Below are 25,704 nucleotides of genomic sequence, written 5' to 3'. Positions count from 1 at the left end.
TTAAAATCCGGTTAACTCCGAAAAATTATCCTTGTAAATCAACGGCCCAAAAAATGTCCCACGGTGGGACACGCCCTCAACACACCACTACCTGCGCGGGGTCCAGAAGGAACGGCGCAACGATCCCGCAGGTATCGGCCAGGGGCAGCAGACTCTCCGGCACCTCCATCCCGATCACCTCCCGCATGAACCGCCCCCGCGCCTCGCACCGCCGCGCCACATTCGGAAACCGGGCCGCCAGATCAGCCCGCAAGCCCGCATCCGCGATCACATACCCATCCTCCATCCGGGTCGACCCATAGACCGCGTGCCCCGGAATCACGTCCATCTGCATCGCCATCCCGCTGGCCAACGGCTCATGCGACCCCTCGTAGATCGGCGAGGATACCCACTCGTCCAACCCGATCAGATGCCCCGGATTAAGCGTCACCCCGAACACCCCGAACGGCAGCGCCGCCTGCATGTGCTTCCACACATACCCCCCCGACACCCCCGGCCGCATCATCGAACACCACTCCGACATCGCGGTCACATAGGGCGCGACGAACGCCTCCACATAATCCTGCGCCCCGACCGGCAGATCGCCGGCCCCTCGCGCCACCCAACCCGCCCGGCAGATGTTCGCCCCCCAGTGGCAGACGTTGAACCCGATCGGCTCGCCCACCGCCAGATGCCGCCCCGAAGGCCCGCACAGCCCCGGCTGATCCCCCATCGCAAAGGTCGTGTGGCAACCCATCGGAAGACCCCCGACGCGCGCCGCCTCAACCGCCTGAAAATCCGTGATCCCCTCGCGCAGCGAAAACACCATCCGCTTCAACGCCGCCGCCGCCATGTGGTTGGCAAACTCCAGGCGCGCGATCTGGGCCGCATCCACCCGCGCCCTGAGGCCATGCGAGGGGTGCATCATCAGGTCCGTCGCGTTCTCCACGCGCGCCGCCAGATGTCGCAGCGGATCGGCCAGAAACGCCGGCACATCCAGCGCAGTGGCCGGATCGTCCACCTCATCCGCGCCGAACCACTTCCATCCGACCACCCCGACGGTGTCGTCGGTGGCCAGCATGTCTACCAGCCACTCCTTCAACCGACGCCCACCCCGCGGCTGCGATGGCAGCGAAAGGCTGGCGCAATGCCCCACCCGCACCACACCGGCCTTCACCAAGGGCGACACGGCCGTATAGGCCAGACATTCGTTCCCCGCGATCAGCAGCGCATCGCCCGGCGTCACCACCAGCACCGCCTCCTCGAACCTCGGATCGAACCCTGTGAGCCAATGGATGTTCGCCGCATGCTCCCGGTCGCCATAGACCACCACAGCATCGAACCCCCGCGCCAGCGCTGCTTTTCTGAGCGCCGCCAGCCGCCCCTCTGCTTCGTCCAGCGTGAAGGCCGGCGGCAGGTCCGGCGCGCCATTGTCAGGCCATTCGATACGGATCAGTCGTGCCATCATATCCTCCACGGTTCCCATCAGGCTAATCCACGCGCAATGCCCGGACTACCTGCATTCGCAGCCATTGCACCGCCGCTGCCCATGACCTATATCAACGCCCGAGAGGTTGGCGCGGGTAAGCGCCTCGCCAACCCGGTCAGGTCCGGAAGGAAGCAGCCGTAACGAGCCCCGCTTGGGTCGTTGTCCAGCCTCTCACCTTGCTGAACCGGAGGATGCCCATGACTGTCGCCGCACCCCTCCGGGCGACCGCGCGCTGAGGCCCCGCCTGCCTGCGGTTTCGCCCGAACGGCCGCCCGCCCGTCCGCATCGGACCGGCACAGGGCACAGCACCCGCCTGCAAGGACCGCTTCAGTGACCGAACACCCGACCCTCGCCAGCCTCGGCTGGACGCAATTCTTCCTGTCCCAGCTTGACGAAACCGAGCTTTCGCTGACCCCCGTTCGAATTTCCGGCCTGCACCGCGCCCGAATCGACGGGTTGACGACCGAAGGCCCGGTCACCCTGCCCTTCACCGGCACCCAGACCGCCGGTGAACTTGCCATCGGCGACTGGGTCCTGTCCGATGGCACCCGCATCATCCGCCGCCTTGACCGCAACACCGAGGTCGGCCGCCGCGCCGCTGGCACCGGGAACGAACTGCAACTGATCGCCGCCAATGTCGACACGCTGTTCATCGTCACGTCCTGCAACGCTGATTTCAACCCGGCGCGGCTGGAACGCTATCTGGCCCTTTCCGCCGAGGCTGGGACGGAATCGGTGATCCTTTTGACCAAGTCCGATACCGCGACAGATGCTGAGAGCTATCGCCAGCGCGCTGAAGTGCTTAGCCGCCACGTCACCGCCGTGGCACTGGACGCGCGTGATCCCGACATCGCGCGAACCCTTGGCCAATGGTGCCGCGAGGGCCAGACCGTCGCCCTTCTTGGCGCGTCGGGCGTTGGCAAGACCACACTCACGAACACACTGACCGGTCTCGCCGCGCCAACCGGCGAGATCCGCGAAAGCGACGCGCGCGGCCGCCATACCACCACCAACCGCGCGCTTTACCCGATCACCGGCGGCGGCTGGCTGATCGACACGCCCGGCATGCGCGCCCTTGCCCTCATCGACGCCGGCGCCGGCATCGACGCGGTGTTCGAGGATGTGACCGAACTTCTGGGCAACTGCCGCTTTCGCGACTGCACCCATCAATCCGAACCCGGCTGCGGCGTGCGCCAGGCGATCAACGACGGCAAGCTTGACGAAGATCGCCTGATCCGCTGGCAAAAACTGAAGCTGGAAGACCGCCACAGCACCGAAACCCCGGCCGAGGCCCGCGAACGCGCCCGCCGCTTCGGCAAGCAGGTCAAGACCAGCCTCACCGTGAAATCCCGCCTCGACAAACGCTAGCAGGCCCACCCGGCTTGCCCCTCCTCCCGCCGCCGTCTAAGCTTTACCCCTTAGGGGAGCCCCATGTCCGACCAACCCGCCTATCAGGTTCTTGCCCGCAAATACCGGCCCCAGACCTTCGCCGATCTGATCGGGCAGGAGGCGATGGTGCGCACCCTGAAGAACGCCTTCGCGGCCGACCGGATCGCGCATGCCTTCGTGATGACCGGCGTGCGCGGCGTCGGCAAGACCACCACCGCCCGCATCATCGCCAAAGGGTTGAACTGCATCGGCCCTGACGGCACCGGCACCCCCACGACCGAGCCCTGCGGCGTCTGCGAGCCGTGCCGGGCCATCGCCGAAGGCCGCCACGTCGACGTGATGGAAATGGACGCAGCCTCGCGCACCGGTGTGGGTGATATCCGCGAGATCATCGACAGCGTCCACTACAGGGCCGCCTCGGCGCGCTTCAAGGTCTACATCATCGACGAAGTTCACATGCTGTCGACCGCCGCCTTCAACGCGCTTTTGAAGACGCTTGAAGAACCGCCCGCGCATGTGAAATTCATCTTTGCCACCACGGAAATCCGCAAGGTTCCCGTCACCGTCCTGTCGCGCTGCCAGCGCTTCGATCTGAAGCGGATCGAGCCTGAGGTGATGATGGCCCACCTTTCTGCCGTCGCGGCGAAGGAAGGTGCCAGCCTCGCCCCCGACGCCCTCGCCCTGATCACCCGCGCTGCCGAAGGCTCGGTCCGCGATGCGATGAGCCTGATGGATCAGGCGATTGCCCACGGGGCGGGCGAAACCAGCGCCGCACAGGTGCGCGCAATGCTGGGTCTGGCCGACCGGGGCCGGGTGCTTGACCTGTTTGACCTCGTGATGAAGGGCGATGCGGCGCAGGCTCTGGCCGAGCTTTCCGCGCAGTACGCCGACGGTGCCGATCCGATGGCGGTCCTTCGCGATCTGGCCGAAATCACTCACTGGATTTCTGTCATCAAGATCAATCCCGCCGCCGCCGAAGACCCGACCACCCCGCCCGACGAACAGACCCGCGGCCTTGATATGGCATCGCGCCTGCCGATGCGCGCGCTCAGCCGGATGTGGCAGATGCTGCTGAAATCGCTGGAAGAGGTGCCATTGGCGCCGAACGCCATGATGGCCGCCGAAATGGCGATTATCCGGCTGACCCATGTGGCCGACCTGCCCGACCCCGAAACTCTGATCCGCAAACTGCAATCGCAGCCGCAGCCCGCAGCCATCGGTGGCGCCCCGGCAGGCGGCGGCGGCACCGTCCATGCCCCGACCATGCGCATGGCCCCCGCAGCCCCGGCGCGCGGCCCGGTCATGCAGGGCGGGCAGGCCGTCGCCTTGGCCGCCGACCCGGCGCAGCATTATTCCAGCTTTCCGCAAGTGATCGACCTGATCCGCGAAAAGCGCGATTTCCTGCTGTTGAAGCAGGTCGAGGATCACGTCCGCCTCGTGCATTACGCCCCCGGCCGGATCGAGTTCGAACCCAGCCCCGGCGCGTCGTCCGACCTCGCCTCCCGTCTCAGCCAGCGCCTTCAAGGCTGGACCGGCCTGCGCTGGGGCGTCTCGGTCGTGTCGGGCGGAGGCGCGCCGACCATTGCCGAGGCGCGCGACGAAACCCTGATGGCCGCCAAGGCCGAGGCAAAACGCAACCCTCTGGTGCAGGCGATACTCGCGGCGTTTCCGGGAACCGATGTCGCCGAGGTGCGCACCCCCGAGGCGATGGCCGCCACCGCCGCCGTTGAAGCACTTCCCGAGGTGGAAGATGAATGGGACCCCTTCGAAGATAATTGAGGTGATAAGATGCTGAAAGGTTTGGGCGGTCTTGGCGACATGGCCAAGATGATGAAGACCGCGCAGGATATGCAGGCCAAGCTGGCCGAACTGCAGGAAGACCTGGCCAAGACCGTCGTCATGGGCGAGGCGGGGGGCGGTCTGGTCAAGGCCAGCGCCACCGCCAAGGGCGAGGTGACGGGGCTGGACATCGACCCGTCGATCCTTGTCGCGTCGGAAAAAGAGGTCGTCGAAGACCTGATCCTCGCCGCGATCAAGGACGCTCAGCTCAAGGCCCAGACCCGCAGCCAGCAGGAAATGGCCAAGCTGACCGAAGGCCTCGGTCTGCCGCCCGGCATGAAGCTGCCGTTCTGACATGGCCGACGACACCGGGATCGAGGCGCTGATCGACCTGATGGCCCGGCTTCCCGGCCTTGGCCCGCGCTCGGCCCGGCGCGCGGTTCTGGTCTTGTTGAAGAAACGCGCGCAACTGATGGCACCCCTCGCGCAAGCGATGGCCGAAGTTGCGCTGACCGCCAAGGATTGCCAGACCTGCGGCAACATCGGCACCTCGGACACATGCGCCATTTGCGCCGACCCGCGCCGTGCCACGGGCGAAATCTGCGTTGTCGAAGACGTGGCCGACCTTTGGGCAATGGAACGCGGGCAGGCTTTCAAGGGCCGCTACCACGTTCTTGGTGGCACGCTATCCGCGCTTGATGCCATCGGCCCGGATGAACTGCGCATCCCGCGCCTTGCCTCCCGCGTGGCGGATGAACACATCCGCGAGGTGATCCTTGCCCTCAACGCCACAGTCGACGGCCAGACCACCGCGCACTACATCGCCGACGTGCTGGCCCCCTCCGGCGTGCAGGTCACGTCACTTGCCCAAGGCGTCCCCATCGGCGGCGAACTTGACTACCTTGACGATGGCACCATCGGCGCAGCCCTGAAGGCCCGCCGCCACTTTTGATTGCGCCGCTTCTGACCGCTGGCCTGATTGCAATCGACGGGCCTTCGGCTTATCTCAGAACTTCACCGCAAGGGCAGGGCTTTCTCCGCATGAACTGGATCTCCAACTACGTCCGTCCGAAGATCAACTCGCTCTTTTCGCGCCGCGAAGTGCCCGAGAATCTTTGGACCAAGTGCCCCGAATGCGGGACCATGCTGTTTCACCGCGAACTGGCCGCCAACCTGAACGTCTGTTCCAACTGCGATCACCACATGGCGATCACGCCGCGTGACCGCTTTGGCGCGCTGTTCGACGGCGGCATCTTCACCGAAGTGAAGGTGCCGGATGCTGTGCAAGACCCCCTGCATTTCCGCGACCAGAAGAAATACCCCGACCGGATCAAGGCCGCGCAAAAGGCCAGCGGTGAAAAAGACGCGATGCTGGTGGCCGAGGGCGATATGGCCCGCACGCCAATCGTCGCCGCCGCGCAGGATTTCAGCTTCATGGCCGGTTCGATGGGCATGAACGTCGGCAACGCCATCATCGCCGGGGCGCAGCGCGCCGTCGAACTCCGCCGCCCGCTGATCCTGTTCTCCGCTTCTGGCGGCGCACGGATGCAGGAAGGGATGCTCAGCCTGATGCAGATGCCGCGCACCACGGTCGCCGTGCAGATGCTGAAAGAGGCCGGCCTGCCCTACATCGTCGTCCTCACCCACCCGACCACCGGCGGCGTGACCGCCAGCTATGCCATGCTTGGCGACGTCCAGATCGCTGAACCCAACGCTCAGATCGGCTTTGCCGGCGCCCGCGTCATCGAACAGACGATCCGCGAGAAATTGCCCGAAGGCTTCCAGCGCGCCGAATACCTCCTCGACCACGGGATGCTTGACCGCGTCGTTCACCGCAAGGCGATGAAGGACGAACTTTCCACCCTTGTCCGCCTGCTCATGGCCCTGCCCCCCGGCATCAAGGGCGACCTCCCCGCCCCGACCGAGGTGCCGGAGCCCGCAAAGGCGTGACCACCGGTTCCGATGCCATCCTCGAACGGATGATGACACTGCACCCCAAGGTCATCGACCTGACCCTTGGCCGCGTCGAACGCCTACTGGCGATTCTCGGCAACCCCGAACGCCGCCTTCCCCCGGTGATCCACATCGCCGGCACCAACGGAAAAGGCTCCACGCAAGCCATGATCCGCGCAGGGCTGGAGGCTGCGGGCGACCGCGTCCACGCCTACACCTCACCCCACCTCGCGCGCTTTCACGAACGTATTCGGCTGGCGGGGGAGCTGATCTCCGAACCCGCCCTGACCGCGCTTCTGGATGAATGCGTCACCGCCAACGGCCCGGACGAGATCACGTTTTTCGAAATCACCACCTGCGCCGCTTTCCTCGCCTTCTCCCGCACCCCGGCGGACTGGACGCTGCTGGAGGTTGGCCTTGGCGGCAGGCTTGATGCGACCAACGTCGTCGCTGATCCGCGCCTCACCATCATCACCCCGGTCAGCCTCGACCATCAGGCCTTCCTTGGCGATACCGTCGCCGCCATCGCCGGCGAGAAAGCCGGCATCATCAAGCGCGGCGTACCCGTCATCGTCGGCCCGCAAACCGACGAGGGCCTCGCCGTGATCGAGGCGAAGGCCGCCCGCATGGGCGCGCCGATCCTCGCCTTCGGCCAGCACTGGCACGTGTCGGAAGACCGCGACCGCCTGATATTTCAGGATGAGAACGGCCTTCTCGACCTGCCGCTCCCCAACCTTCCCGGCCCGCACCAGATTCAGAACGCCGGGGCCGCCATCGCCGCCCTCCGCGCCCTCGGTCGGGACGAGGCCGCTTGCGAGGCCGCCGTGACCCGCGCCTTCTGGCCCGCCCGGATGCAGCGCCTGCGCCACGGCCCGCTGGTCGATACCGCCCCGAACGTGGAACTGTGGCTCGACGGCGGCCACAACCCGGCGGGGGGCGAGGCCATCGCCGCCACCCTCGCCCGGATGCCCGCCCGCGAAACCCACCTCATCTGCGGCATGCTGAACACCAAGGACGTGACCGGCTACATGCTGCCCCTCGCCCCCCACGTCACCCGCCTCCACGCCGTCACCATTCCCGGCGAAAAGAACACGCTGCCCGCCGAGGTCACCCGTGACGCCGCCCGCGCCGCCGGCATCGACGCCACCACCGCGCCTTCGGTGGCCGACGCGCTTGCAACCATCGCCGCGCGCACCCCCGAAGCCCGCGTCCTGATCTGCGGCTCGCTCTATCTGGCCGGAACGGTGCTCAGGGAAAACGGCTGATCGCCATTCATCGGCCCCATTTCGCTGACACGCTCAGGCCATAAACTGCAGCGGACACCTCATGACCCAGCCCACAGCGCCAACCCTCAAGCCGCGCGTAGCGCTGTTGGTCGACGGCGAAAACATCTCGTCCTCGGTCGCCGGCCAGATCATCCTGCGTGCGCTGAACTAGGGCGACCTCACCATCCGCCGCGTCTATGGCAACTCCGCCACGCTCGGCGCCTGGAATTCCGCTCCGGGGCTGCGCCTCATCCATTCGGGCATCGGCAAGAACGCCACCGACCTTCTCATGGCCGTCGAAGCGATGGGTTTCATGCTGGGCGGTCAGGCTGATGTGCTGGTTCTGGTCACGTCAGACCGCGATTTCGTGCCTATCTTCTTGCCCGGCCCAAGCTTTACCAATGCGACCCCAAAGGCCCGGATGCCTGTGTCAGGCTCGTACCCTAGGCACCGTAACGCGCCAGAAACATGTCCACCGCGCCATGCACGCTGCGATGCACGTCGTCGGGCGTCACCGACTTTTCCATCCCGAAGATCAACTTTTCATGCACGCCCGCCTTGCAAAGCTGCGCGAACTGGTCGGCGGCCAGATGCAGATCGTCGATCCGAAGCGTGCCGTTTTCAACATGGTTTTCCAGATGATGCACCAGCCGTTCGTGGATAAGCCCCGGCCCATAGTCATAGAACTCGCGCCCAAGGCCGGGGAAGCGCTCGCCCTCGCCCACCACGATGCGAAACATCCGCTGGCCGAATTCCGACGTCAGGAACTGGATGATCCGTTCCGCCGCAATGGTCAGCGCCACCTGCACCGGAACCTCGCCCCCCACGGCAGCCTCCGCTTCTGTGGCCTGACGTTGGCACTCGCATCGCACCATCTCCAGAAACAGCAACTGCTTGTCGGGAAAATAGGCGTAGATCGTTGCCTTGCTGACCCCCGCCTCGCGCGCGATGTCGTCGACCGAGGCGCGCTCGAACCCGTCGCGCAGAAACACCGTCCGGGCGCCATCTAGCACCTGATCGTATTTCCGCCCGCGTCGGGCAACAGGTTCTGCGGCAGCGGTCATCTTGTCCCCCACCCCGGACCATAAGGCAGCCAAGGCGGGCGCGGCAAGCGATCCGATTGGCCCGACCCCGCCCCGGTCCGGAAAACCATGCCCGCACCTGCCGCGCCACAGCCCTTGCCGTTCGCTGGCCCTCTGCTAGATTAGAATCATTCCAAGAAGGATCGCCGCGATGCTCTCGTCCCTCGTTTCCCGGCGCCGCTTCGCCGACCTCTCCGAACAGGAAATCCTCGCCCTCGCAATCTCGTCCGAGGAAGACGACGCCCGCATCTACCGCAGCTATGCCGAACGCCTGCGGGGGGACTACCCGGCCTCCGCCAAGGTGTTCGAAGGCATGGCGGTCGAAGAGGACGGCCACCGCCAGCGCCTGATCGACCTGCACCGCGCCCGCTTTGGCGAGGTGATCCCGCTGATCCGGCGCGAACATGTGGCTGGCTTTTACGCCCGCCGCCCGGTCTGGCTGGCCCAGACGCTTAGCCTCGACACGATCCGGGGCGAGGCGCAGGCGATGGAAAAGGCGGCGGGCGATTTCTACCAGCGGGCCGCGGCACGAACCTCCGATGCGGCCACGCGCAGGCTGCTCGGTGATCTGGCGGCGGCCGAGGCGGGGCACGAACGCCACGCCGAACATCTGGAAGACCACCATCTGACCGAGGAGGCGCGGGGCAGCGAGGATCAGGCCGCCAAGCGGCAGTTCATCCTGACATGGGTGCAGCCGGGGCTGGCGGGGTTGATGGACGGCTCGGTCTCCACCCTCGCGCCGATCTTTGCCACCGCCTTTGCCACGCAGGACACCTGGACGACCTTTCTGGTCGGCTCGGCTGCCTCGGTCGGGGCGGGCATCTCGATGGGGTTCACCGAGGCGGCGCATGATGACGGCATCCTGTCGGGCCGGGGCAGCCCGTGGAAGCGGGGGCTGGCGTCGGGGGTGATGACCACGATCGGCGGCATGGGCCACGCCCTGCCCTACCTGATCCCCGATTTCTGGACCGCGACGACGATCGCGATGGTGGTCGTGTTCGTGGAGCTTTGGGCCATCGCGTGGATCCAGAACCGCTTCATGGAAACCCCGTTCCTGAGGGCCGCCTTGCAGGTGGTTCTGGGCGGCGCGCTGGTCTTTGCGGCGGGGGCGTTGATCGGCGGGGGCTAAGGTGTCCCACGGTGGGACACCTTGAAATACCCAACGATTTTCGTAGCTTAGTAAGACCGTTAAGGTGTTCGTAACCCTTTACCCGTGCTTTACCATCACGTGCCGGACCACGGTGTAATCCTCCAGCGCATAGGCGCTCATGTCCTTACCGTAGCCGCTTTGCTTCAACCCGCCATGCGGCATTTCGTTGACCAGCATGAAATGCGTGTTGATCCAGGTGCAGCCGTAGCGCAACCGCGCCGCCGTTGCCATCGCGCGGCCCACATCGCGGGTCCAGACCGATGAGGCTAGCCCATAGTCGCTGTCGTTGGCCCAGCCCACGGCCTGATCCACATCGGTGAACGGTGTGATCGACACCACCGGGCCGAACACCTCGCGCCGCACGATCTCGTCTTCCTGACGCGCGCCGGCGACGACGGTGGGGCGGTAGTAGAAGCCATCCGTCATCACCTCGCCGCCGGCCGTCACCTCGATATGCGGCAACTCGCGCGCGCGGTTGACGAAGCTGGCCACGCGGTCGCGCTGGCGCAGGGAAATCAGCGGGCCGATCTCGTTGGTGGTGTCATCCTCGGCCCCGAGGGTGATCGACGACACGGCAGAAGACAGGTCCGCCACCAGACGGTCATAGACTTTCTTCCCGGCATAGATCCGGCAGGCGGCGGTGCAATCCTGCCCCGCATTGTAATAGCCAAAGGCGCGCAAACCGTCGACGACCTCGGATACATCCGCGTCGTCGAAGACCAGAACCGGGGCCTTGCCGCCCAGTTCCAGATGCGTGCGCTTTACCGTCTTGGCGGCAGCATCCAGCATCTTCTTGCCCGTTGCGACATCGCCCGTCAGGGAAATCATGTCCACGCCGGGATGGTTGATAAGGTAGCTGCCGACCGTATGCCCGCGCCCGGTAATGACTGAGACCACGCCTTCGGGCAATTCGTCCGCAAGGATATGCGCCATCTTCAGCGCGGTCAGCGGCGTCTGTTCCGACGGCTTGAACACAACCGTATTGCCACCACCGATCGACGGCCCCAGCTTCCACGCCATCATCATCAACGGATAATTCCACGGCGCGATGGAGGCGATGACGCCCACCGGATCCCGCCGGATCATGCTGGTATGCCCGGCAAGGTATTCGCCTGCCAAGGCTCCGGTCTGGCAACGCACGGCCCCGGCAAAGAAACGGTAGCAATCGACAATGGCGGGAATTTCGTCATTCAGCGCGGCGTTGATCGGCTTGCCGCAGTTCAACGCCTCCAGCCGGGCAAATTCATCGGCCTCGGCCTCGATCCGGTCGGCAATGCGCAAAAGGGCGGCGGAGCGTTCGCCGGGCGTGGTACGCGACCAGCCCTCGAACGCCTTTCGTGCGGCGGCCACGGCGCGGTCGACCTGTGCGGTCGACGCCTCCGGCACCTCCAGTATCAGCCCGCCGGTGCGCGGGTTCAGGATCTGCTCGCGCGCCTCGGCGCCGACCTCGAAGGTGGAGCCGATCAGAAGTGCCGTGTCGATGGTGGTCAGGGTGTCCATCAGGATCTCTCCTTATTTGCCGCCGCCGGCGGTTTCAGAGCCGCCGCGGGTCAGGTAGTAGGCGATGAGAATGGGGAAGAAGGTCGCCGCGAACACGACGATGGCGACCACGTTGGTCACGGGGCGCTGGCGCGGGCGGATCAACTCGTCCAGCATCCAGATCGGCAGGGTCTTGGCGTCCACGCCGGTGCCTGCGGTGAAGGTGGTGACGATCACCTCGTCGAACGACAGCGCAAAGGCCAGCATCCCGCCCGCCAGCAGCGCCGAGCCAAGGTTCGGCAGCAGGATGTGGCGGAAGGTCTGGAAGGCGTTGGCGCCAAGATCGGCGGACGCCTCCAGCACCCCGCCTGACAGGCGGCGGAACCGGGCCACCGCGTTGTTGTAGACGATGACGATGCAGAAGGTCGCGTGGCCCAGCATGATCGTCCACATCGAAAACGGGATATCGAGGATCGAAAAGGCCGAACGCAGCGACATGCCGGTGATGATGCCTGGAAGCGCGATTGGCAGGATGATCAGAAGCGAGATCTGTTCACGCCCGAAGAATTTTGCCCGCGACATCGCGGCGGCAACCAGCGTGCCGAGGATCATCGCGAGAAGTGTGGCGATGGCCGCGACCTTCAGCGACAGCCACAAGGGTGGCCAGATATCCTCGCGGTTCCACGCGACGGCGAACCATTCGGTGGTCAGGCCGGGCGGCGGGAACTGGTAAGTGCGCTCTTCGGTGGTGAAGGCGTAAAGGAAGATCAAGAGGATCGGCAGATGCAGGAACAAAAGCCCGCCGATCGCCGCAATCTTCAATCCGGGGGAGGCGTCAGAGCGCATCGAACGCCCCCGCACGTTTGGCAAGCATCAGGTAGATCACCATGATGACGATGGGCACCACGGCAAAGGCCGCGGCCAGCGGGATGTTCCCGGCGGTGCCCTGCTGCTGGTAGACCGCGAGCCCGATGAAGCGGGCCGAATTGCCGACGATCTGGGGGATGATGTAATCGCCCATCGTCAGCGAAAAGGTGAAGATCGACCCCGCGATCACCCCCGGCAGGGCCAGAGGCAGGATCACCGTGCGCAAGGTCTGCCGCCGCGTGGCGCCAAGGTCGGCCGAGGCTTCCAGCATCGAGGTCGGCACCCGTTCCAGCGACGCCTGCATCGGCAGGATCATGTACGGCAGCCACACGTAGACGAAGACCAGAAAGGTGCCGATGTAGCTGGTCGACAGCGACGAACCGCCAAGCCCGGGGATCGACAGAAGGCCCGAGATCAGGAACCCTGTACCGGTGGCGTCGGTCGCCCAGGTCAGGATCCCCTCTTTCGCGAGGATCAGTTTCCAGGCGTAGACCTTGACCAGATAGCTCGACCACAGGGGCAGCATGACGCCAAGGTAGAAGGCGGCCTTCCAGCGGCCCTTCGCGTAGCGGGCGGCGTAGTAGGCGATGGGGAAGGCGAGGATCGCGCAGGCAATGGTGACGGCCGCCGACATCAGGATGGTGCGCAGGATGATATCCAGGTTCTGCGCGCGGAACAGTTCGGCGTAGGTTTTCAGGGTGAATTCCTGCTTCACCACGCCGGAAAACTCGTCAATCGCGTAGAACGACTGGAGGAGGAGCGCCGCGAGCGAGCCGAGGTAGATCACGCCCAGCCACAGCAGCGGCGGGGTGATGAGGAGGATCAGGAGGAGGTTCGGGCGACGCCAGAACAGGCCGGTCAGCAGGTCGGCCGCGCCACGGGTGGGCAGGATCGCTGGGGCGGTCATGCCGCGCGCCCGTTGCGGCGGAGGGAGCCTCCGGCGGGGATATTTGGCGACAGATGAATGGCCTGCGTCATGGCGCGGCCATCAGGTGCAGCGCGGATGGGTCGAAGGCGATGGCGGTGGTCTGGCCCTCGGCGGGCAGGGGCTGGCCGGCGGGGACAAGGGCCGCAAGTTCGGTGCCGTTCGCATCGAGAACCACGCGGGTGGCCGAGCCAAGGTAGCGCAGCGCGGTGACGGTGCCGGTGACCGGGCCGGTGGCGGCAAGGCGGGTGGCTTCGGGGCGCAAGGAGGCCCATTGCGCGGGGCCGCCCAGCGCGCGGGTCATCTCGGGCGGCAGGACGTTGGAGGAGCCGACGAAATCGGCGACAAACCGGGTGGCGGGGCGGTCGTAGATTTCCTGCGGGGTGCCGATCTGGGCGATCCGGCCCTCGTTGAACACGGCGAGGCTGTCAGCCATGCTGAGCGCCTCGTGCTGGTCGTGGGTGACGAAGACGAAGGTGATGCCAAGGCGCTGTTGCAGGGATTTCAATTCGTCCTGCATCGCCTCGCGCAGTTTCAGATCCAGCGCACCGAGGGGTTCGTCGAGGAGGAGAACGCGCGGTTCGTTGACGAGCGCGCGGGCAAGTGCCACGCGCTGGCGCTGGCCGCCGGAAAGTTGGCCGGGCTTGCGGTCGCCGTAACCGTCGAGCTTGACCAGCGCCAGCATCTCGTCGGCCTTGGCGTAGCGCACGACGCGCCCCACGCCCTTGACCATCAGCCCGTAGGCCACGTTGTCGCGCACGTTCATGTGCGGGAAAAGCGCGTAGTCCTGAAACACCGTATTGACGTTGCGCAGGTGCGGCGGCGTGTTCGACACATCCTCGCCAAAGATGCGGATCGCGCCACCGGTGGGTTTTTCAAACCCCGAGATCAGCCGCAGGCAGGTGGTCTTGCCAGACCCGGACGGCCCGAGCATGGCAAAGAAACTGCCCTCGGCGATGGCAAGGTCCACGCCGTCAACGGCACGGACCTGACCGAAGTGGCGGGAAACGTTCTGGAATTCGACAGCAACGGTCATGCGAATGGATATGCCAATGAAGGGGCCTTCTCGCCCAATCCCTCCCCCACGAAGGGGGGAGGGAGGCGCAGAGGTCAGCCGCTGGTGCAGTGGTCAGGACTGGGGCGGGGCGTTCTGGTCGCCCCGCAAGAGGGCCGGCTTACCGCCCGCCGATCACGCCGATGTAGTCGGACACCCAGCGGTAGTAGGGCACGCACGCACCTTCACCCTGGCTGCAGTTCGACACCGGGGTGGTCCAGAACCGGATCTTCTCGAAGTCGTCCATGCCGTTGGTGGTGCAGCCTTCCGCCGTCTGCATCCCGCGCCCGTCGGTGCAGGCCGCCGGAACCGAGGGGTTGGCACCGAACCAGACCGACAGGTCCGATTGCAGGTTCGAGGCCAGCGAATGCTCCATCCAGTGATAGGAGCAATTCGGGTTGGCGCTGTCGACATGCATCATCGTGGTATCGGCCCAGCCGGTCGCACCTTCCTGCGGGATCGTGCTGGCGACGGGCTGGCCATCGGCCTTCAGCAGGTTCACCTGGAACGGCCACGAACCCGAGGCAACCACGCCTTCGTTCTTGAAGTCATCCATCTGGATGAAGGCATCATGCCAGTAACGGCTGGTCAGCGTGCGCTGCACGCGCAGAAGGTCAAGCGCGGCCTTGTACTGTTCTTCGTTCAACTCGTAGGGCGAGGTGATCTTCAGTTCCGGCTTGTGGAACATCAGGTATTGCGCCGCATCTGCGATGTGGATCGGGCCGTCATAGGCCTGCACGCGGCCCTTGTTCGACTTGCCGTCGGGCAGGGTCATTTCCTCGAACACCACGTTCCACGAGGTCGGCGCTTCCTTGAACACCTCGGTGTTGTACATCAGGACGTTCGGCCCCCACATGTAGGGTACGCCGTAATGCACGCCATCGACGGTGTGCCACGGTGCGTTCTGCAGCCGTTCGTCCACGGTCTTCCACGACGGGATTAGGTCGATGTTGATCGGCTGCACGCGGTCACCCGCGATCAAACGCAGGCTTGCGTCGCCCGAAGCCGTGACAAGGTCGAACCCGCCTTCGTTCATCAGCGCCACCATCTCGTCCGAGGTGTTGGCGGTTTTCACGTTTACCTTGCAGCCCGACGCCGCCTCGAACTTCGTCACCCAGTCGAACGCCTTGTCGGTTTCCCCGCGCTCGATGTAGCCGGCCCAGGCGACGATGTTCACCTGACCCTCCGGCGCACCGATTTCGGTGACCTGTGCCAGCACCGGAGTGACGGCGGTCAGCAGGGCAAGGGTCGTGGTACCCAAGAGTTTAAGACGTTGCATGGCAGGCTCCCGTTGGTTGCCCCTGCGGTGGTCGCAAGGGGTCCGGTTCTCGGACTTGGCGACAGGGTAATGGCTGGGTGCGCTTTCGCAATAACAAAAGGCAGAAGCTACCCATCGGTTTTGCCGATGGGCCTGCGCCGCGTGCTTCGATTTCCCTTGCTGCAATGCGGAGCGTTGATAAGACTGCGGGCCGGGCGAGCCTTCCGACAGGCGCCCGTCCGACTTGCCAAGGCATCAGAGTTGACATGACCGACATATTGATTGCCTGCGCCAGCCATTCGGAAGCCATCCGCAAAGCCAACATCGAACGCTCGCCGCTGCTGGCGCAAGGCATCCCGCTGCATGTCGAACAGAATGCGCCCTCCGCGTCGATCGCATACAACCGGGCGCTGGATGCATCGACGGCCGAGATTGTCGTGTTCGCGCACCACGATGTATACCTGCCGCAAGGCTGGCAAAGCGTATTGCAGGCACGTATTGCCGAATTGCCCGACGACTGGGCAGTGTTCGGAACCTTCGGCATTGGCCTCGATGCGGCGCCGGTTGGGCCGGTCTGGTCTTCCTCCCTGGGGATGATCGTGGGCCGCGTGCCGATGGCCCCGGTCCGCATCCAGTCGCTTGACGAACTGCTGATCGTGGTGCGCCGATCGACAAATGTGCGGTTCGACGAGGCACTGCCGGGGTGGCACATGTATGGGACAGACATCGTCCAGACCGCCATCGCTGCGGGACGGGGCGCATATGCCGGTGCCCTGCCCTGCATCCACAATGACCGTTACCACGGCGCGCTTGGGCGCGACTTTGACGAGGCGTACCACTTCATGCAGCGCAAATGGGCAGGTGTGCTGCCGCTGCGCACCCCGATTACCAAGATTAGCCGGTCAGGGCTGCATCTGATGCGTGACCACTGGCGGAACTGGAGGTCGGGCAATTATCGGGTAAACATGGCGGTTGGCACCGACCATGACGTCGAGATGCTTGCCGCGCGCTGCGGTTGGTCGCGTCTGGACTGATCCCCGCCTCACCCCGGACGCGACACCGCCGAACTTTGCGCCGAGCGGATGAAGTTGCTGGCCGCACTGCTGAGAGGCGCACCCTTGCGCCACGCCAGACCCACCTGCACCGAAGGCAGGTCGCCGCCCACGTCCCTGATCTCGATCCGGTCGCCTTCAAGGCTCCACGGTCGGTAGACGAGGCTTGGCAGGATCGCCAGGCCAGCGCCGGTGGCGACAAGGCTGCGCACCGCCTCGACGCTGCGGGTGCGAAAGGCGATATGGGGTTTTACCGGCAGCGCGGCGGTCAGGCGGCGGGTGGATTCCTCGATCTCGTCCACCATCAGCTGGATCAGCGGTGATCCGGCCAATTCCTCCAGCGCGATGCTTTCCTGCTGCGCCAGCGCGTGACCAAGCGGCAACCACAGCCGGTAGGGCGACACCACCAGCGTCTCCACGTTCAGCGCCATCCGGTCCTTCACGGACGATGTCAGCAGCACCGCCACGTCAAGTTCGCCCCCGATCAGCAGGTGTTGCAGGTATTCGCCATTGTCCTCGATCACATTGAGATCGACCTGTGGAAACGCGCGGCGGTAGCGTTGCAGGATGTCCGAAAGCACATAGCCTGCGACGAGGCTGGTCACGCCCAGCGAAAGCCGCCCCGTTGCCGCCTCGGCCTCATCCTGAAAGGTGGACCGGGCTGTTGCCACATCCGACAGGATCTGCCGGGCGTGACGCAGGAACGACGTGCCCTTGTGGGTGATCAACAGCCCGCGCGCCTGCCGGTCAAAGAGCACCACCCCCAGATCATGCTCAAGGCTGCGGATCGCCTCGGTCACCGAAGACTGGCTGATCGACAGCCCGCGCGCGGCGCCCGAGACCGAGCCCGCCTCGGCAGCGGCGACGAAGAATTGCAACTGGCGAAGGGTAAAGGCCATGTGCCATGCTTTCCCGGTTCGGTCGTCGCGGCAAGGGGGTCCGTTGCACCGCGCGGTCGGGCAACCTTCGGCCGGATCGAAGCGTTGCCCCGCCACCACGGATGGAGGACGACCATGACGACAGCGACATTTTGGGATGGCAGCGTGATCCCCCGGCTTGGTCTTGGCTGCTGGGCGATCGGCGGCCCGTGGACGGCGGGTGGCGAGCCTGCGGGCTGGGGCGTGGTCGATGACATGGAATCGGTTCGCGCGATCCATGCGGCAGTGGGCGCGGGGATACGCTTTTTCGACACCGCGCAGGCTTACGGCGCGGGCCATTCCGAACGGGTCCTGGGTCAGGCGCTGCACGGCCGCCCCGAGGTGCGCATCGCCACCAAGGTCGGGCTGGCCATCGACGAAGGCAAACGCGAGCTTGTCGGCATCGACCTGAAGGGCATCGCCACCGCCATAGACGCCTCGCTCGCGCGGCTTGGGCGCGACCGGATCGACCTTGCGCTTCTGCACCTCAACAGCCTGCCGATCGCCGATGCGGCGGGCGTCTTTGACACCCTGGATGCCCTGCGCGACGCGGGCAAGATCGACGCCTACGGCTGGAGCACCGATTTCCCCGACCGCGCGCAGGCCTTCGCCGCCCGGCCCGGTTTCAAGGCCGTCGAACACGCGATGAATGTGTTCTTCCGCGCCGATGCGCTGATCCCGGTGATCGAGGCGGCAGGGCTTTTGTCGATCAACCGCTCGCCCTTGGCGATGGGGCTTCTGGGCGGGCGCTACGCCGCCGGGCACCGCTTTGGCGCAAATGACGTGCGCAGCCGCAACACCGAGTGGATGGATTACTTCCGGGACGGCGTCGCCACGCCCCAGATGCTGGCCCGGCTGGATGCGGTGCGCGACCTGTTGCAGACCAACGGACGCACATTGGCCCAAGGCGCCATCGGCTGGCTCTGGGCGCGATCGCCCGCAGCCCTGCCGATTCCCGGGTTTCGCACCGTGGCGCAGGTCGAAGACCTTGCCGGAGCCTTGGCGAAAGGCCCGCTGCCCGCAAGCGTGATGGCCGAGATCGAGACCGTGATCGCCCGCGCCCCCGAAGGCCCGCCGCGCGAACGCTGACGAACGCTCAGACCGAAACCTCGGCCCGCAGCGCATCTTTCGGCAGATCGTCCTTGCGGCCCTGCAACGCCACCGTGCCGCGCCGAAACACATAGACCTGATCGGCGCGGGCATAGGCAAAGTCGAAATACTGTTCGACCAGCACGATCGCCATGTCGCCCTTGGCCTTCAGGTAATCGATCACATGGCCGATCTGCTGGATGATATTGGGCTGGATGCCCTCGGTCGGTTCGTCCAGCAGCAGCACCTTCGGCTTCATGATCAGCGCGCGGGCGATGGCAAGCTGTTGTTGCTGGCCGCCCGACAGATCGCCGCCGCGACGATGCAGGAAATCCTTGAGGATCGGAAACAGCGTGAACACCTCGTCCGGGATCTGGTGCTCGGCCTTCGGCAACACGGCAAAGGCGGTTTCAAGGTTTTCGCGCACCGTCAGCAACGGAAAGATCATCCGCCCCTGCGGCACCACCGAAAGCCCGCGCGTCGCCATGTCCTGCGGGCGCAACTTGCCCAGCGCCTCGCCGTTCAGGGTGACACCGCCGCCCGACCGCATGTGGGTGCCGGCAACTGCCTTCAGGAAGCTGGTCTTGCCGACGCCATTCGGGCCAAGGATGCAGGTCACCTCGCCCGCCTTGGCGGCAAAGTCGATGCCGTAAAGGATCTGGCTGCCGCCGTAGTGCAGGGTAAGTGCTTGGGTTTCCAGCATCATCCGCGCCCCAGATAAACGTTTATGACCTGCGCGTTCTGCGTGACATGGTCCAGCGAGCCTTCGGCCAGAACCGACCCTTCGTGCAGCACTGTCACCCGGCAGTTCAGGCGGCGGACGAAATCCATGTCATGTTCCACCACCACCACGGCGCGGGTTTTCGCAAGGCTGACCAGCAGCGTCGTGGTCTGTTCGCGTTCCGCAGGCGTCATTCCGGCAGCGGGTTCGTCCACCAAAAGGAGCTTCGGCTCCTGTGCCAGAAGCATCGCGATTTCCAGCCATTGCTTCTGGCCGTGGCTGAGTTCGCCCGACTTGCGGGCAAGCTGGTCGCCCAGACCCACCTCTTCGGCCAGGGCCTGCACGCGCGCCATGTCGGGCGCCCGTGGCCGCCAACCCAGCACGCGCCACGGGCTGCGCGGGGCTTTCAGCGCAAGGATCAGGTTGTCGGTGACGGTCTGATCCTCGAACACTGTGGGGCGCTGGAACTTGCGGCCGATCCCCTCGCGGGCGATCTTCGCCTCGTTCATCCCAAGAAGCGAGATCGAGCGTTCGCCGAAGGTGACGCTGCCATTGTCGGGCCGGGTCTTGCCGGTAACGATATCCATGAACGTGGTCTTGCCCGCGCCGTTCGGCCCGATGATCGCGCGCAGTTCCGCCGGGCCGATGGAGAACGACAGGTTGTTGATCGCGCGGAACCCGTCAAAGCTGACTGACAGGCCCGATACTTCCAGAAGTGCCGTCATTCCTGCGCCTCCCGTTCCTGCAACGACCCGTCGTCAGGGCCGAGGGCCGCGCCCTTGCGGTCGGGCGTGGCGATGCCTTGGAACCGGTCGAACAGCCCGCCGATGCCCTTTGGCGCAAACAGCGTGACGCCGACGAAAGCTGCGCCCAGCAACACCAGCCACCAGTCGACCCAGTGGATCGTGGCAAACCCGAGCGGGATAGACGGCACCTGACCCGAGGTGAACCAACTGGACACCAGCGACACCAGCGCCGCGCCGATCACCGCCCCGTAAAGCCGCCCGCGCCCGCCGATGGCGACCCAGACGGCAAGGTAGATCGACGCGATGGGCGCCAGTTCCGCCGGGTTGATGATGCCTGCCTGCGGATAGTAAAGCGCCCCTGCGATGGCTGCGATGATCGCGGTAAGGGTGAACAGGAACAGCTTGTAGCCTTCGACCGAATAACCAAGAAACCGCACCCGCGCCTCGTCATCCCGGATCGCGCGGATCACCGACCCGAACTTGCCCGACACGATCCAGGCAATCGTCAGGTAGCCGACGCCCAAAGCCAGTGCCGAAGCCCAGAAGAACCACACCGACACCAGATCTTGCGAGGTGTCGCCAAGCCCCGGCAGGTTCTGCAACCCCGAAAGCCCGTTGTTGCCGCGCAAACCGCTGTCGTTCTGGAAAAGGTAAAGCGCCAGCGCCAGCGTCATTGCCTGCGTCAGGATCGACAGGTAAACCCCGGTCACGCGCGACCGGAACGCCAGCCACCCGAAGATGAAGGCAAGAAGGCCGGGGACCGCCACCGCGAGCATAAGTTGAAGCGGCAGCGAATGCGCAAAGCTCCAGATCACCGGCAGGTCGGACGACCCCACGACGCCGAAGATCTGCGTGGCGATGCCTTGCGTCACCTCTTCGGGGGTCGCGGGCAAACCGCCCTGCGCCAGCGCCGCGACCACGATTTCCTCGGTCCGGGCATACATCAGCCACATCCCGATCATGTAGCCACCAAGCGCGAAGAACGCCATGTGACCGAGGGAAAGGATGCCCGCGTAGCCCCAGATGAGGTCCATCGCGAGCGCAACGAGGCAGAGGCAGAGTGTCTTGCCGAGGGTTTTCACGAAAGAGGTGGAGACGAAGCCGACGCCGTAAGCCTCGGACGCGATGGTGACGATGATCGTGAAGGCGGCCAGCGCCAGGAGGAAGATCAGCACCGAAGGATTGCGGGCAAGGAAACTGCGGCGGGCGTTGGAAGCGGGGGGTTTCACACCCCCGTCGCCCATCGGTCCTTGAACCGATGGCGGACTCGATGGACGACCCCCCGTGGGATATTTCCGGACAGATGAAGGGGAGGACATGGTCAATCTCCTGCCGCGCGGCCACGGAGCGCGATGATGCCGCGCGGGCGGAACTGGATGAAAAGGATGATGAAGAGGATCATGTAGGTCTGCGCGGCAAGCGTGTTCGAGGGGTTCAGGAACTCGATCACCTTTTGCAAGCTGCCGATCATCGTGGCCCCGGCGAGGGTGCCCCAGACGTTGCCGACGCCGCCGACGACCACGGTCATGAAAGATTGCACGATGTAATCGGCGCCCATTTCGGAGGTGACCTTGGCGTAAAGCCCGATGGCGACCCCCGCGATGCCCGCGATGCCGGAGCCGAGGCCGAAGGTCAGCATGTTGATGCGGTCGGGGTTGATGCCCATCGAGGCGGCCATCGCGGGGTTTTGCGTGACGGCGCGGACCTCGAGGCCGAGGCGGGTGCGCTTCATCAGGTAGAGGAAGAACGCGAGGAAGATCAGCGCCAGCACGAAGATCGCGATCCGGATGTAGCTGATCGACACCACATCGTTGAATTCCAGCGCACCGTCCAGCCAGCCCGGCGCGGTCAAGGGGCGGGCCTGGGTGCCGAATACGTTCTTCAGGATCTGCTGCAGCGCGATGGAGATGCCGAAGGTGGCAAGCAGCGTCTCCAGCGGGCGTTTGTAGAGGTGGCGGATGACGAGGCGTTCCATCGCCACCCCGGCAGCGAAGGTCACGGCAAAGGCAACCGGCAGCGCGATCAGGATGGACAGCGTGTAGTTCGGCACGAAAAGCTGCACCACAAAGCCGGTGTAGGCACCGAAGGTGATGAATTCGCCATGCGCCATGTTGATCACGCCCATCACGCCGAAGGTGATGGCAAGGCCGATGGCCGCAAGAAAGTAGATCGCCGCCAGCGACAGCGCATCAAGGCCAAGGTCGGCGGCCTGCATCGCGGCGACCTTGCGGTCGATGGCTTTCAGCGCGGCGGTGGCGGCGGTGGTCACGGCAGGATTGGGCTCGACATAGGCGTCGAAGAATCGGTGCGCCGCCAATGCAGCCGTCGCCTCGTCATCGGTGGCGGCGGTGGGGACGGTGCCCGCCGCCTCGAGCGCGGTATAGGCGCGGTCCCGTGCGGTCTGGCTGGCCATCTCGGCCACCGGAATGCCGCCGACAGCGCCATCCGCGATGTTGGCGACCAGTGCCGCGCGCTGATCCTCCAGCGTCAGCCGGGCCGGGGCCATGCTGGCGGCGACCAAGAGGTCATAGGCCTCGGCCTCGGTCAGGTCACGGCCGGGGGCCAGTTCGCGGGCGATGTTGCCGCCGGGCGCGCCCGCCACGGCGATCCGGGTGGTGGCGACCAGCGGGTTCAAGGCGGCGCGCACGTCAAGCGAGGTGTCGGACCCGAGGCTTTCGATCGCGGCGACCCGGGCGGCGGGATCGGGGTCGAAGCGCAGGGTCAGGAAGCGTTCCAGCCGTTCCTTCTGCGCTTTCAGGGCAGGGTCGGCCTCGGTGGCAAGCGAGGCGCGGAGCGGCTCCAGCGTCTCCGCCTTCGGATCGCGGGCGATCGAGGCCAGGGCCTGCGCGCGAACGCTTGGGTCCGGGTCCGACAGGGTGAACTGCACCAGTGCTGCGGCGATCACGCCGCGCACCCCGGCGTTCGGTTTCAAATCGGTCAGCTCAGCCTTCACCGCCGTTCCGGCAGGCGTGCCGTCCAGCCCGGTGAGGGCGAAGCCATCGCCGTCGGGCAGGGCCACGAACATTGCGCCGTCGGCCTTGCGGATCACCAGCCGCTTGTCAGCCCAGGCGGAGAGGATGTCATCGGCAAAGGGGTCGCCACTGGCCGCCAGCGCCGCGATCACCGGCCCGATGGTCTGGCGCGAGGGTTTTTCGATCTGCGCGCGGTTGTCGGCCACGATCTGCGCCGCCTCGCCTTCAGCCAGAGCAAGCGAGGGCAAAAGCCAGAGAAGGGCCGCAAAGAGGCTGGCGGTCAGGCGCATGGGGCTTCCGGACATTGGAATGATCGGGCGCTTCCCTCCCCCCTTTGTGGGGGAGGGAGAGGGTGGGAGGGAGGAGCGGGCGGGGGCGGCGCGTGGTGGGAGGGAGCCCCCCACCCCCAGCCCCTCCCCACGAGGGGGAGGGGAGGCGCGCCGCACCCCCGTTTCGCGAAACGGCCGGCGTCAGTAGTTCGACTTCAACTGCACGCAGGTCTGGGTTTCTTTGTTGTACATCCCGCACTTGAGGTCTTTCCAGTCCGCCTCCAGCACCGCCGATTCCGGCAGGAAATCGGTCCAGGCATCGCCCGGGACGGGCTCGGTCTGGCTGATGATGTCGAACTGGCCATCGGCGCGGATCTCGCCGATCAGCACAGGCTTGGTCAGGTGGTGGTTCGGCAACATCTTGGCCACGCCGCCTGTCAGGTTCGGGAATTCCTGCCCGATCATCGCGTCGGAGACAGCGTCGACTTCGGTCGTGCCAGCGGCGGTCACGGCGTTCACCCACATGTTGAAGCCGATGTAATGCGCCTCCATCGGGTCGTTCGTCACGCGCTTGTCGTCCTTGATGAAGGCCTTCCACGCCGCGATGAAGGCCGCGTTTTCCGGGGTGTCGGCCGACATGAAGTAGTTCCAGGCGGCAAGATGCCCGGCGAGGTTGGTGGTGTCGAGACCCGACAGCTCCTCCTCGCCGACCGAGAAGGCGACGACGGGCAGCGTATCGGCGGTGACGCCGGCGGCGGCGAGTTCCTTGTAGAAGCCGATGTTGGCATCGCCGTTGATGGTGGAGATGACGCCGACCTTCTTGCCGTCAGCCCCCAAGGCCACCACGTCGCCCACGATCTTGGACCAGTCGGAATGGCCGAAGGGCGTGTAGTTGACGAAGATGTCCTCCTTCGGGATGCCCTTGGAAATCAGGTAGGCTTCCAGGATGTTGTTCGTGGTGCGCGGATAGACATAGTCGGTGCCCAGAAGCGCGAACTTGGTGACGCCAAGCTCTTCCAGATAGTAATCCACCGCCGGGATCGCCTGCTGGTTCGGCGCGGCGCCGGTGTAGAACACGTTCTTCGACGATTCCTCGCCTTCGTACTGCACCGGGTAGAACAGAAGGCCGTTCAATTCCTCGATCACCGGCAGCACCGATTTGCGGCTGACGGAGGTCCAGCAGCCGAACATCACGTCGACCTTGGACACCGTCAGCAACTCGCGCGCCTTTTCGGCAAAGAGCGGCCAGTCCGAGGCCGGGTCGACGACGACCGCCTCAAGCTGCTTGCCCAGAAGGCCGCCCTTGGCGTTCTGCGCCTCGATCAGCATCAGCATGGTGTCTTTCAGCGTGGTCTCCGAAATCGCCATCGTGCCCGAAAGCGAATGCAGCACGCCGACCTTGATCGTCTCGGCCTGGGCAAAGGCAAAGCGTGGCATGGTAAGAGCGGCAGCCGCCGCGGCGCTGGTCAAAAGCGAACGTCTTGTCAAATTCATGTCGTGATCCCCTGTCACTCGGCCGCCTCTGGCCCTTCCTTTCCAAGGAAGGTGCGCCATATTGAGACGGCAACCCTGGTTGCACCCGTGCGGTGGTGATGTCCGCCAAGACCTGTCGCCACCGCACACCCCGACCCCCTGAAGGGCGCCGTGTGGGCCGAGCAAAGGCCACACCCAAGCCAGCGGCAACGGTTCCGGTGTGACCAATGCCCATTGGTTCGCCTGACGGTGGAGTTTGCCGCATATCGCGGCGATTTTGGCGGCACCCGCGTATTTATTGGGCACCCTGACGCAGCGTCAGCCCGGCGGCCACCGGCCTGCGGCCACCGCGACCCAGCCTTCGGGCAGGCCCTCCGGCGGCGGCGCGTCGTCCTGCCAGAACTGCAGGCGGACATGGTCGGCCAGCGCGGGCGTCTCGGCCAGCGCCACCACGGTCCAGACCATGTGAAAGCCGTCCTGCAACAGCCCTTCGGCGTAAAACGCGATCTCTTCCGATTCGAGCGCCTCGCTCGGCGCCGTGTCCCAACCGCCGTCGCCCCCCCAGAACACCAGCGCCTCGATGTCGGACTGCTTCAGCGCCAGCGCGGCCAGGGGCGCCAGAAAGGCCTCGATCGGGGTGGGGTCGGGCTTGCGATAGGTCAAGGCGGTTCTCCTGCAAAGCCGTGATGGGTACTGTTGTAATTCGGCGGCCAAGGTGGACAGATGGTATGTGATTTACCGGGTGGTGACGCAAGGCGTCAGGAAAGGATGCGGGTGGCAACGATGACCATCGGGC

The 25,704-nt window shown here is 65.4% G+C and carries 23 protein-coding genes, 1 other RNA gene and 1 pseudogene; 11 read left to right on the top strand and 14 right to left on the bottom strand.

Going from position 1 to position 25,704, the window contains the following annotated elements; all coding sequences use genetic code 11:
* Positions 1–76: 76 nt before the first annotated feature.
* The gene (locus ACROUL_RS03375; RefSeq protein ID WP_431298136.1) at positions 77–1,444 is read right to left on the bottom strand and encodes a hypothetical protein; all 1,368 of its coding nucleotides are present in this window, start codon (positions 1,442–1,444) and stop codon (positions 77–79) included.
* 103 nt (positions 1,445–1,547) lie between these two features.
* On the opposite strand from ACROUL_RS03375, the gene ffs reads away from it, so the two are divergent.
* The 8 genes and pseudogenes from ffs to ACROUL_RS03335 all read left to right on the top strand — a co-directional run.
* An RNA gene (ffs, locus tag ACROUL_RS03370) (signal recognition particle sRNA small type) lies at positions 1,548–1,644 on the top strand.
* A 154-nt stretch (positions 1,645–1,798) separates the two neighbouring features.
* Positions 1,799–2,836: a ribosome small subunit-dependent GTPase A gene (rsgA, locus tag ACROUL_RS03365; RefSeq protein ID WP_431298135.1), complete on the top strand. Its 1,038-nt coding sequence runs from the start codon at positions 1,799–1,801 to the stop codon at positions 2,834–2,836.
* 63 nt (positions 2,837–2,899) lie between these two features.
* Entirely contained in the window at positions 2,900–4,636 is a 1,737-nt protein-coding gene (locus tag ACROUL_RS03360; RefSeq protein ID WP_431298134.1) for a DNA polymerase III subunit gamma/tau, read from the top strand.
* 9 nt (positions 4,637–4,645) lie between these two features.
* Positions 4,646–4,990: a YbaB/EbfC family nucleoid-associated protein gene (locus ACROUL_RS03355; protein ID WP_431298133.1), complete on the top strand. Its 345-nt coding sequence runs from the start codon at positions 4,646–4,648 to the stop codon at positions 4,988–4,990.
* Between the two features lies 1 nt (position 4,991).
* Positions 4,992–5,588 (top strand): recombination mediator RecR, encoded by a 597-nt coding sequence (gene recR, locus ACROUL_RS03350; protein WP_431298132.1) that lies wholly within the window; start codon positions 4,992–4,994, stop codon positions 5,586–5,588.
* Positions 5,589–5,677: 89 nt separating this feature from the next.
* Positions 5,678–6,586, top strand: a complete 909-nt coding sequence (accD, locus tag ACROUL_RS03345) for an acetyl-CoA carboxylase, carboxyltransferase subunit beta (protein ID WP_431298131.1) — start codon at positions 5,678–5,680, stop codon at positions 6,584–6,586.
* A 29-nt stretch (positions 6,587–6,615) separates the two neighbouring features.
* Positions 6,616–7,854 carry a bifunctional folylpolyglutamate synthase/dihydrofolate synthase gene (locus ACROUL_RS03340; RefSeq protein WP_431301239.1) on the top strand — a complete coding sequence of 413 codons (1,239 nt, stop codon included), beginning with the start codon at positions 6,616–6,618 and terminating at the stop codon, positions 7,852–7,854.
* 184 nt (positions 7,855–8,038) lie between these two features.
* Positions 8,039–8,218: pseudogene (locus tag ACROUL_RS03335) on the top strand (NYN domain-containing protein); the annotation flags it as partial.
* Positions 8,219–8,297: 79 nt separating this feature from the next.
* Here ACROUL_RS03335 and ACROUL_RS03330 read toward each other — a convergent pair.
* Positions 8,298–8,918, bottom strand: a complete 621-nt coding sequence (locus tag ACROUL_RS03330) for a TetR/AcrR family transcriptional regulator (RefSeq protein ID WP_431298130.1) — start codon at positions 8,916–8,918, stop codon at positions 8,298–8,300.
* 169 nt (positions 8,919–9,087) lie between these two features.
* On the opposite strand from ACROUL_RS03330, the gene mbfA reads away from it, so the two are divergent.
* A complete protein-coding gene (gene mbfA, locus ACROUL_RS03325; protein ID WP_431298129.1) occupies positions 9,088–10,065 on the top strand; it encodes an iron exporter MbfA in 978 nt (325 codons plus the stop codon).
* A 78-nt stretch (positions 10,066–10,143) separates the two neighbouring features.
* On the opposite strand, the gene ACROUL_RS03320 is transcribed toward mbfA, so the two are convergent.
* The 5 genes from ACROUL_RS03320 to ACROUL_RS03300 form a co-directional block, all read right to left on the bottom strand.
* Positions 10,144–11,586, bottom strand: a complete 1,443-nt coding sequence (locus tag ACROUL_RS03320) for a gamma-aminobutyraldehyde dehydrogenase (protein ID WP_431298128.1) — start codon at positions 11,584–11,586, stop codon at positions 10,144–10,146.
* A 12-nt stretch (positions 11,587–11,598) separates the two neighbouring features.
* Complete coding sequence (locus tag ACROUL_RS03315; protein ID WP_431298127.1) at positions 11,599–12,411, bottom strand: ABC transporter permease; 813 nt, start codon at positions 12,409–12,411, stop codon at positions 11,599–11,601.
* The gene (locus tag ACROUL_RS03310; protein WP_431298126.1) at positions 12,401–13,339 is read right to left on the bottom strand and encodes an ABC transporter permease; all 939 of its coding nucleotides are present in this window, start codon (positions 13,337–13,339) and stop codon (positions 12,401–12,403) included. The genes ACROUL_RS03315 and ACROUL_RS03310 overlap by 11 nt, the downstream gene beginning before the upstream one ends.
* Before the next feature lie 67 nt (positions 13,340–13,406).
* Complete coding sequence (locus ACROUL_RS03305) at positions 13,407–14,393, bottom strand: ABC transporter ATP-binding protein (protein WP_431298125.1); 987 nt, start codon at positions 14,391–14,393, stop codon at positions 13,407–13,409.
* Between the two features lie 139 nt (positions 14,394–14,532).
* On the bottom strand, positions 14,533–15,690 hold the full coding sequence (locus tag ACROUL_RS03300; RefSeq protein WP_431298124.1) for an ABC transporter substrate-binding protein: 1,158 nt from the start codon (positions 15,688–15,690) through the stop codon (positions 14,533–14,535).
* Between the two features lie 245 nt (positions 15,691–15,935).
* Here ACROUL_RS03300 and ACROUL_RS03295 point away from each other — a divergent pair, with 245 nt between their 5' ends.
* Positions 15,936–16,703, top strand: a complete 768-nt coding sequence (locus ACROUL_RS03295) for a hypothetical protein (RefSeq protein WP_431298123.1) — start codon at positions 15,936–15,938, stop codon at positions 16,701–16,703.
* 8 nt (positions 16,704–16,711) lie between these two features.
* On the opposite strand, the gene ACROUL_RS03290 is transcribed toward ACROUL_RS03295, so the two are convergent.
* Complete coding sequence (locus ACROUL_RS03290; protein ID WP_431298122.1) at positions 16,712–17,620, bottom strand: LysR family transcriptional regulator; 909 nt, start codon at positions 17,618–17,620, stop codon at positions 16,712–16,714.
* Positions 17,621–17,734: 114 nt separating this feature from the next.
* Between ACROUL_RS03290 and ACROUL_RS03285 the strand changes: the two genes are divergently transcribed.
* A complete protein-coding gene (locus tag ACROUL_RS03285; RefSeq protein ID WP_431298121.1) occupies positions 17,735–18,727 on the top strand; it encodes an aldo/keto reductase in 993 nt (330 codons plus the stop codon).
* 7 nt (positions 18,728–18,734) lie between these two features.
* Here ACROUL_RS03285 and urtE read toward each other — a convergent pair whose 3' ends face one another.
* The 6 genes from urtE to ACROUL_RS03255 all read right to left on the bottom strand — a co-directional run bounded on the left by urtE (position 18,735) and on the right by ACROUL_RS03255 (position 25,571).
* Positions 18,735–19,433, bottom strand: a complete 699-nt coding sequence (gene urtE / locus ACROUL_RS03280) for an urea ABC transporter ATP-binding subunit UrtE (RefSeq protein WP_431298120.1) — start codon at positions 19,431–19,433, stop codon at positions 18,735–18,737.
* Positions 19,430–20,173, bottom strand: a complete 744-nt coding sequence (urtD, locus tag ACROUL_RS03275; RefSeq protein ID WP_431298119.1) for an urea ABC transporter ATP-binding protein UrtD — start codon at positions 20,171–20,173, stop codon at positions 19,430–19,432. Before urtD ends, urtE begins: the two co-directional genes overlap by 4 nt.
* Positions 20,170–21,423, bottom strand: coding sequence for an urea ABC transporter permease subunit UrtC (gene urtC, locus ACROUL_RS03270; protein ID WP_431298118.1), 1,254 nt, complete (start codon positions 21,421–21,423; stop codon positions 20,170–20,172). Before urtC ends, urtD begins: the two co-directional genes overlap by 4 nt.
* Before the next feature lie 92 nt (positions 21,424–21,515).
* Positions 21,516–23,456, bottom strand: coding sequence for an urea ABC transporter permease subunit UrtB (gene urtB, locus ACROUL_RS03265; protein WP_431298117.1), 1,941 nt, complete (start codon positions 23,454–23,456; stop codon positions 21,516–21,518).
* Between the two features lie 180 nt (positions 23,457–23,636).
* Positions 23,637–24,872: an urea ABC transporter substrate-binding protein gene (urtA, locus tag ACROUL_RS03260; RefSeq protein ID WP_431301238.1), complete on the bottom strand. Its 1,236-nt coding sequence runs from the start codon at positions 24,870–24,872 to the stop codon at positions 23,637–23,639.
* A gap of 354 nt (positions 24,873–25,226) precedes the next feature.
* Entirely contained in the window at positions 25,227–25,571 is a 345-nt protein-coding gene (locus ACROUL_RS03255) for a hypothetical protein (protein WP_431298116.1), read from the bottom strand.
* Between the last annotated feature and the right edge of the window lie 133 nt (positions 25,572–25,704).

The sequence above is a fragment of the Tabrizicola sp. BL-A-41-H6 genome, assembly GCF_050632395.1.
GTDB lineage: Bacteria > Pseudomonadota > Alphaproteobacteria > Rhodobacterales > Rhodobacteraceae > JAUYQR01.
This window is presented reverse-complemented; position numbering and strand designations above follow the sequence as displayed.